5 protein-coding genes are annotated in these 7,252 nt (G+C 69.3%); 3 read left to right on the top strand and 2 right to left on the bottom strand.

Translation table 11 applies throughout. The features are described 5' to 3' along the window. The first annotated feature begins 250 nt into the window (after positions 1–250). Together HOV77_RS29520 and HOV77_RS29525 are read left to right on the top strand one after the other, a co-directional pair. Positions 251–1,663 (top strand): FAD-dependent oxidoreductase, encoded by a 1,413-nt coding sequence (locus tag HOV77_RS29520; RefSeq protein WP_290867938.1) that lies wholly within the window; start codon positions 251–253, stop codon positions 1,661–1,663. Positions 1,664–1,756: 93 nt separating this feature from the next. After that, entirely contained in the window at positions 1,757–2,980 is a 1,224-nt protein-coding gene (locus HOV77_RS29525; RefSeq protein ID WP_290867941.1) for a saccharopine dehydrogenase C-terminal domain-containing protein, read from the top strand. Between the two features lie 81 nt (positions 2,981–3,061). Here the strand turns inward: HOV77_RS29525 and gabT are convergent, their stop codons facing one another. Both gabT and HOV77_RS29535 read right to left on the bottom strand, forming a co-directional pair. Beyond that, positions 3,062–4,306 (bottom strand): 4-aminobutyrate--2-oxoglutarate transaminase, encoded by a 1,245-nt coding sequence (gene gabT / locus HOV77_RS29530; RefSeq protein ID WP_290867944.1) that lies wholly within the window; start codon positions 4,304–4,306, stop codon positions 3,062–3,064. A 1-nt stretch (position 4,307) separates the two neighbouring features. Then, positions 4,308–5,744: a gamma-aminobutyraldehyde dehydrogenase gene (locus HOV77_RS29535; protein ID WP_290867959.1), complete on the bottom strand. Its 1,437-nt coding sequence runs from the start codon at positions 5,742–5,744 to the stop codon at positions 4,308–4,310. A 69-nt stretch (positions 5,745–5,813) separates the two neighbouring features. Here HOV77_RS29535 and HOV77_RS29540 point away from each other — a divergent pair, with 69 nt between their 5' ends. Continuing rightward, complete coding sequence (locus HOV77_RS29540; RefSeq protein WP_290867947.1) at positions 5,814–7,250, top strand: aldehyde dehydrogenase family protein; 1,437 nt, start codon at positions 5,814–5,816, stop codon at positions 7,248–7,250. The last annotated feature ends 2 nt before the right edge of the window (positions 7,251–7,252 follow it).

A 7,252-nucleotide genomic window follows, 5' to 3' on the forward strand; every position in this document is an offset into this window, starting at 1 on the left:
CTTCCTAAGCCAGTACCGCCGCGTGTTCCGTGCGGCGGTACTGGCTTACCCATTTCCGTGCGCTGCTTTCGGCGTATCCATATAAGACTTCGCGGCCTCGCCGCCGAACGCCTCAGGGCGCGCCGGACGGGGAACCACCGCGGACCCGCAGGTAGCCGCACTGCGGGAGATGCCGATCGAGGAGTTCGATCGGCCGGCACAAGAACCACATGCGCGGGCGTGTGCGAGAGAAGGAGAAGGTGATCGGCTCATGCGAGCCAAAGGATCAGATCTGTGGGCGTCGGCCCTGCGAGACGCAGTACCGACGCCGTACTGGACGGACCGGCCGGACCGGCCCGTCGCCCGCGAGCCGCTGAGCGGGGTGGAGACCACCGATCTGGTGATCATCGGCGGTGGGTACAGCGGGCTGTGGACGGCCCTGCTGGCCAAGGAACGTGACCCGCACCGCGACGTGGTGCTGGTCGAGGCCGGGCTGTGCGGCGGCGCCGCCTCCGGCCGCAACGGCGGATTCTGCGCGGCGAGCCTGACTCACGGGCTGGCCAACGGGGCCGAGCGCTTCGGGGCCGAGGTGGCCCGGCTGGAGCGGCTGGGCCGGCGGAATCTCGACGAGATCGAGCAGACGATCCGGCGGCACGGCATCGAGTGCGACTGGGAGCGCACCGGTGAACTCTCCGTGGCCGTCGAGCCCTATCAGGTGGACGAGCTTCGCTCGGCGGCCGAGGACGCCCTGGACTACGGCCAGGACGCCGTCTTCCTCGACCGATCCGCCGTCCAGGCCGAGGTGCACTCGCCGACCTATCTCGCCGGACTGTGGGATCGCGATCGGGTGGCCATGGTGGACCCGGCCAAGCTGGCCTGGGGTCTGCGCGCAGCCGCGTTGTCCGCGGGAGTCCGGATCTACGAGGACTCACCTGCCGTCAAGCTCTCGCGCGACGGTTCCGGCGTCGCGGTCTACACGCCGGAGGGAGTGGTACGCGCGCAGCACGCCGCCCTGGCGACGAACGCGTTTCCGCTGCTCCGCCGCCTGCGGCGATATCTGGTTCCGGTGTACGACTACGCGCTGATGACTGAACCGTTGTCCGAGGATCAGCGTGCGTCCATCGGCTGGCGCAACCGGCAGGGGCTGGGTGACCTGGCGAACCAGTTCCACTACTACCGGATCACTCCGGACGGCCGGATCCTCTTCGGCGGGTACGACGCGATCTACCACTTCGGTAGTCGCATCTCGGTTTCACTGGAACGCCGCAACGCCACGTTCGAGACGCTGGCCCGGCATTTCTTCGAGACCTTCCCGCAGCTGGCCGATTCGGTGCGATTCAGCCATGCCTGGGGCGGCGTGATCGACACGTGCACCCGGTTCTGCCCGTTCTTCGGGACGGCCATGTCCGGGCGAGTGGCGTACGCGGCCGGGTACACCGGGCTCGGCGTCGGAGCGACCCGCTTCGGTGCTCAGGTCATGCTCGACCTGCTTTCCGGTGTCCCGACCGAACGCACGCGACTTCGCTTCGTGCGTACGCGGCCGCTGCCCTTCCCGCCGGAACCCCTCCGGTCGGTCGGCATCGGACTGACCCGGTGGTCGCTGGCTCGCGCCGACGCCCGGCAGGGTCGCCGCAACCTGTGGCTGCGCACCCTCGACCGGGCCGGCCTCGGCTTCGACTCCTGACCTCTTTGCGCGATCATGAACTGACGGACGTTCTCGACCGGCGTGTCGTGTCCGTAGGTCCATGATCGCGCTCCTCCCAGAAGGAACTTGATCATGCGCATACTTCTCGTCGGCGCGGGCGGGGTCGGCAGCGCCGCCGCCGCCATCGCAGCCCGTCGCGACTTCTTCGACCTCATGGTGGTAGCCGACTATTCCCTGCCCCGAGCCCAGCGGGCCGTCTCCGGATTGGACAGACGCTTCCGGGCCGCACAGGTGGACGCCTCATCGGCGGCGGCTGTCAAGGACTTGTGCCGCGAACACGCGATCACCCATGTGCTGAACGCGGTCGACCCCAGGTTCGTCATGCCGATCTTCGACGGTGCGTACGCCGCCGGCGCGCACTATCTCGACATGGCGATGTCGTTGTCCCAGCCCCATCCGTCGCTGCCCTATGCGGAGACGGGGGTCAAACTCGGCGACGAGCAGTTCGCCGCAGCCGTCGACTGGCAGGCGGCCGAACGGCTCGCCCTCGTCGGGATCGGCGTCGAACCCGGTCTCTCCGACGTCTTCGCCCGGTACGCCGCCGACCACCTGTTCCGTGAGATCGACGAGGTCGGCGTACGGGACGGGTCGAACATCACGGTCGACGGCTACGAATTCGCGCCCAGCTTCTCGATCTGGACCACGATCGAGGAGTGCCTGAACCCGCCGGTGGTATGGGAGAGGGGCCGGGGCTGGTACACCACCGAACCGTTCTCCGAGCCGGAGGTCTTCGACTTCCCCGACGGCATCGGCCCGGTCGAGTGCGTCAACGTCGAACACGAGGAGGTGCTGCTCATCCCGCGCTGGGTCGACGCCCGGCGGGTCACCTTCAAGTACGGCCTCGGCACCGAGTTCATCGACGTCCTGAAGACCATCCACAAACTCGGACTCGACTCCACCAAACCCGTACGCGTCGGCGGCGTCGACGTCTCACCCCGTGACGTGCTGGCCGCTCGGCTGCCCGATCCGGCGACCCTCGGCGACCGGATGCGGGGCAAGACCTGTGCGGGAACGCTCGTCACCGGTACGGGCCGCGACGGAGAGCCGCTGGAGGCGTACCTCTACCACGTCGTCGACAACGAATGGTCCATGCGGGAGTACGGCCATCAGGCGGTGGTGTGGCAGACCGCGGTGAATCCGGTGATCGCGCTCGAACTGCTCGCCGCTGGAACGTGGTCCGGCGTCGGCGTACTCGGGCCGGAGGCGTTCGACTCCGTCCCGTTCCTGGACATGCTCAAGGCGTACGGGACTCCCTGGGGGCTGCGCGTCGGCGGCTCTCAGCTCGCCACGCACTAGCAGGTTTCCTGCAGATCAGGGTTATGCATGCTTCCCAAGCTCGGGAAGCATGCATAACCCTGATCTGCAGCCCAAAGGGGGTCAGCGGGAGGAGAGGGCGGCGGTGAGGATGTCGAGACCCCGGTCCAGCACGTCGTCCGGCATCACCAACGGCGGCAGGAACCGCAGCACGTTGCCGTAGGTTCCGCAGGTCAGGACGAGGAGTCCGTTCTCATGGCACTCCGTGGCGACGGAGGCCGTCACCGAGGCGTCGGTCAGCTCGACGGCGATCATCGCGCCGCGGCCGCGTACTTCCCGCACTGCGGGGGCGTCCAGGGAAGACAGCCGGGCGGTGATCCGCGATCCGAGGTGCCGGGCCGAGGCGGCCAGGTCCAGCTCCCGCATCGTCTCGATGGCGGCCAGCGCAGCTGCGCAGGCGATCGGGTTGCCACCATAAGTGCCGCCCAGCCCGCCCGCGTGCACGCTGTCCATGATGGACGCCCGGCCGGTGACCGCGGCCAGCGGCAAGCCACCGGCGATGCCCTTGGCTGTGGTGATCAGGTCGGGTTCGACGTCCTCGTGCGATGAGGCGAACCAGGAACCGGTCCGGCAGAACCCGGTCTGGATCTCGTCGGCGATGAACAGCGCTCCCGCCTCCTGCGTCCAGGACGCCAGTGCGGGCAGGAAGCCGGGCGCGGGGACGACGAAGCCGCCTTCGCCCTGGATGGGCTCGATGACGATGGCGGCCACATTGGCTGCGCCGACCTGCTTCTCGATCATCTCGATGGCTCGGGCCGCTGCGGTGGCACCGTCGAGGCCGTCCCGCAACGGGTAGGACATCGGCGCGCGATAGATCTCCGGCGCGAACGGCCCGAACCCGTTCTTGTAGGGCATGTTCTTGGCGGTGAGCGCCATCGTCAGGTTCGTACGCCCGTGGTAGCCGTGGTCGAAGACGACGATCGCGGGTCGGCGGGTGGCGTACCGGGCGATCTTGACGGCGTTCTCGACCGCCTCGGCCCCTGAATTGAACAGCGCCGACCGCTTCTCGAAGGTGCCCGGGGTCAGCTCGTTGAGCTGCTCGCAGACGGTGACGTAGGACTCGTAGGGAGCCACCATGAAGCACGTATGCGTGAAGCGCTCGACCTGCCGCCGGACCGCCTCGACCACGCGCGGCGCGCTGTTGCCCACGTTGGTCACGGCGATTCCGGCGGCGAAGTCGATCCACTCCCGCCCGTCGACGTCCGTGAGGGTGCCGCCGCTCGCGTGGTCGACATAGGACGAGATGGTGGAGCCGACGCCCCGGGCGACCGCCGCGACCCGGCGCTTGTGAATCTCTGCGGAGGTCATCTCACGCCCCGATGTTGTGCATCACGTGCTTGACCCGGGTGTAGTCCTCCAGGCCGTACATCGACAGGTCCTTGCCGTGCCCGGAGTGCTTGAACCCGCCGTGCGGCATCTCGGCCACGAGCGGGATGTGGGTGTTGACCCAGACGCAGCCGAAGTCCAGCGCGCGCGAGACCCGCATCGCCCGGCCGTGATCCTTCGTCCACACGCTGGAGGCCAGTCCGTACCGGACGTCGTTGGCCAGTGCCACCGCCTCGGCTTCGTCGGTGAATCGCTGCACCGTGATGACCGGTCCGAACACCTCGTCCTGGATGATCTCGTCGGTCTGCCGCAGCCCGCCGACGACGGTCGGCGCGAAGAAGTAGCCGCGGTCGCCGACTCGCTCCCCACCGGCGGTCACCGTGGCGTGCCCCGGCAGCCGCTCCAGGAAACCCTGGACCCGGGCCAGTTGGTTCGCGTTGTTGACCGGCCCGTACAAGACGTCACCATCGTCGGGCGCGCCGGTGCGCGTACCCCTGGCTTGTTCGGTGAGCGCGGCCAGGAACTCGTCGTGGACGCCCGGCGCGACCAGCACGCGCGTGGCCGCGGTGCAGTCCTGGCCCGCGTTGAAGTAGCCCGCGATCGCGATGGCCTCGGCCGCGGCCGCGACATCCGCGTCGTCGAAGACCAGGACCGGCGCCTTACCGCCGAGCTCGAGGTGGGTGCGCTTGAGGTCGGGCGCGGCCGCCGCGGCGACCTCCATGCCTGCGCGGGTCGAGCCGGTGATCGAGACGAACTGGGGCGTGCGGTGTGCGACCAGCGCGCGGCCCGTGTCACGATCTCCCGTCACCACATTGAGTACGCCGGCCGGCAGGAACTCGGCGGCGAGCTCGGCGAGCCGCAACGTGGACACTGGCGTGGTGTCCGAGGGCTTGAGCACGACGGTGTTGCCCGCCGCGATGGCCGGGGCGAACTTCCAGATCGCCATCATCAGCGGGTAGTTCCACGGGGTGACCTGGGCGCACACGCCGATCGGCTCGCGCCGGACGTAGCTGGTGTGCCCGGCGAGGTACTCCCCGGCGGACCGTCCTTCGAGGACACGCGCGGCACCGGCGAAGAACCGCAGCTGGTCGACGGCGGGCGGGATCTCCTCGCTCATCGTCAGGGCGATGGGCTTACCGGTGTTCCGGCTCTCCAGGGCGACGAGTTCGTCGGCGTGCGACTCGACCGCGTCGGCGATCTTGAGGAGGGCCAGCTGCCGTTCCGAGGGCGTGGTGTCCCGCCAAGACTCGAAGGCGGTCGCCGCCGCGCGCAGGGCCCGGTCGACGTCCTCTGCGCCGGAGACGGGCGCGCTGGCGAAGACCTCGCCCGTGCTGGGGTCGATGAGGTCGGCGTGACGCCCGTCGACCGGGGCCACCCACTCCCCGCTGATGAAGTTGCGCAGAACTTGGTCCATGGCCATCCTCACAACCGATTTCGTCGTATAGGAGACCCTAGGCCACGGTATCCGCAATAGTCTAGGCTCGAAATCATGGCCGAGCCCTTCTGGATCGCCGGTACGCCCGAGCACGGCACCGCCGACCTCATCGTCACGCATCCGTTCGACGGTCACGAGGTGGGACGGACGACGCTCGCCACCCCGGAGCAGGTCGATCGCGCCGTCCAAGCCGCCGCCGACGTGGCAGCCGAGGCGGCCGCGTTGCCCGCCGCCGTCCGGGCCGCCGCGCTCGACCACGTCAGCCGGAAGCTCGCCGATCGGTCGGAAGAAGTGGCGCGACTGATCACGGCCGAGAACGGCAAGCCGCTCATCTGGGCGCGGGCCGAGGTCAGCCGGGCGATCTCCACCTTCCGGTGGGCCGCCGAGGAGGCCCGGCGGTTCTCCGGCGACCTGCAGCGCCTCGACACCGATGCGGCGGCGGCCGGTCGGATGGCGGTCGTACGCCGCTTCCCGAAAGGGCCGGTCCTCGGCATAACGCCGTTCAACTTCCCGCTGAACCTGGTGGCGCACAAGGTCGCCCCGGCCATCGCGGTCGGCGCCCCGATCGTCGTCAAGCCCGCACCCGCCACGCCGCTGACCGCATTACTGCTGGGCGGCATCCTGGCCGAGACGGACCTGCCTGACGGGATGTTCTCGGTGCTGCCGATCTCGAACGACGCCGCGCCCGCGCTGGTCGCCGACCCGAGGCTGCCGGTGGTCTCGTTCACCGGCTCCGGACCGGTCGGCGCGCAGATCCGGCGCTCGGTGCCGGACAAGCACGTCACCCTGGAACTGGGCGGCAACGCGGCGGCGGTCGTCTGCACCGACTGGTCGAGCGACGCCGATCTGGATTGGGCGGCTCAGCGAATCGCGCTGTTCAGCAACTACCAGGCCGGGCAGAGCTGTATCGCGGTCCAACGCGTGATCGTTCCCGCCGCCCTGGCCGGTCGCTTCCAGGAGAAGCTGGTCGCCGCGGTCGAGGCGTTGAAGGTCGGCGACCCGTTCGGGGACGGCGTACAGGTCGGGCCGGTGATCTCCGAGGCGGCGGCTGAGCGCATCGAGCAGTGGGTCGGCGAGGCGGTGGCGGCCGGCGGGCGGCTGCTCACCGGCGGGAAACGGGACGGCGCTTCGGTTGCCCCGACCGTCCTGGCGGACGTCCCGGCCGACGCGAAGGTCACCTGCGAAGAGGTCTTCGGACCGGTCCTGGTGCTGTCGAGCGTGGCCGACGACGCTTCGGCGTTCGCCGCCGTCAACGATTCGGCGTACGGGTTGCAGGCGGGCGTCTTCACGCACAACCTGCAGACCGCGTTCCGGGCACATCGGGATCTTCAGGTCGGCGGGGTCATCGTCGGCGACGTGCCGTCCTTCCGGGCCGACCAGATGCCTTACGGCGGGCTCAAGGGCAGTGGCGTGGGCCGGGAAGGGCTGCGCAGCGCCATGGAGGACTACACGGACGTCAAGGTCATGGTGCTGACCGGCCTCGACCTCTAGTC

The sequence above is a fragment of the Hamadaea sp. genome (assembly GCF_013362815.1).
GTDB lineage: Bacteria > Actinomycetota > Actinomycetes > Mycobacteriales > Micromonosporaceae > Hamadaea.

What these genes read in the sequence shown, in the direction of transcription:
- HOV77_RS29525 (WP_290867941.1), top strand. Translation starts at nt 1,757, where the DNA reads ATGCGCATACTTCTCGTCGGCGCGGGCGGGGTCGGCAGCGCCGCCGCC.
- HOV77_RS29540 (WP_290867947.1), top strand. Translation starts at nt 5,814, where the DNA reads ATGGCCGAGCCCTTCTGGATCGCCGGTACGCCCGAGCACGGCACCGCC.
- gabT (WP_290867944.1), bottom strand. Translation starts at nt 4,306, where the DNA reads ATGACCTCCGCAGAGATTCACAAGCGCCGGGTCGCGGCGGTCGCCCGG.
- HOV77_RS29520 (WP_290867938.1), top strand. Translation starts at nt 251, where the DNA reads ATGCGAGCCAAAGGATCAGATCTGTGGGCGTCGGCCCTGCGAGACGCA.
- HOV77_RS29535 (WP_290867959.1), bottom strand. Translation starts at nt 5,744, where the DNA reads ATGGCCATGGACCAAGTTCTGCGCAACTTCATCAGCGGGGAGTGGGTG.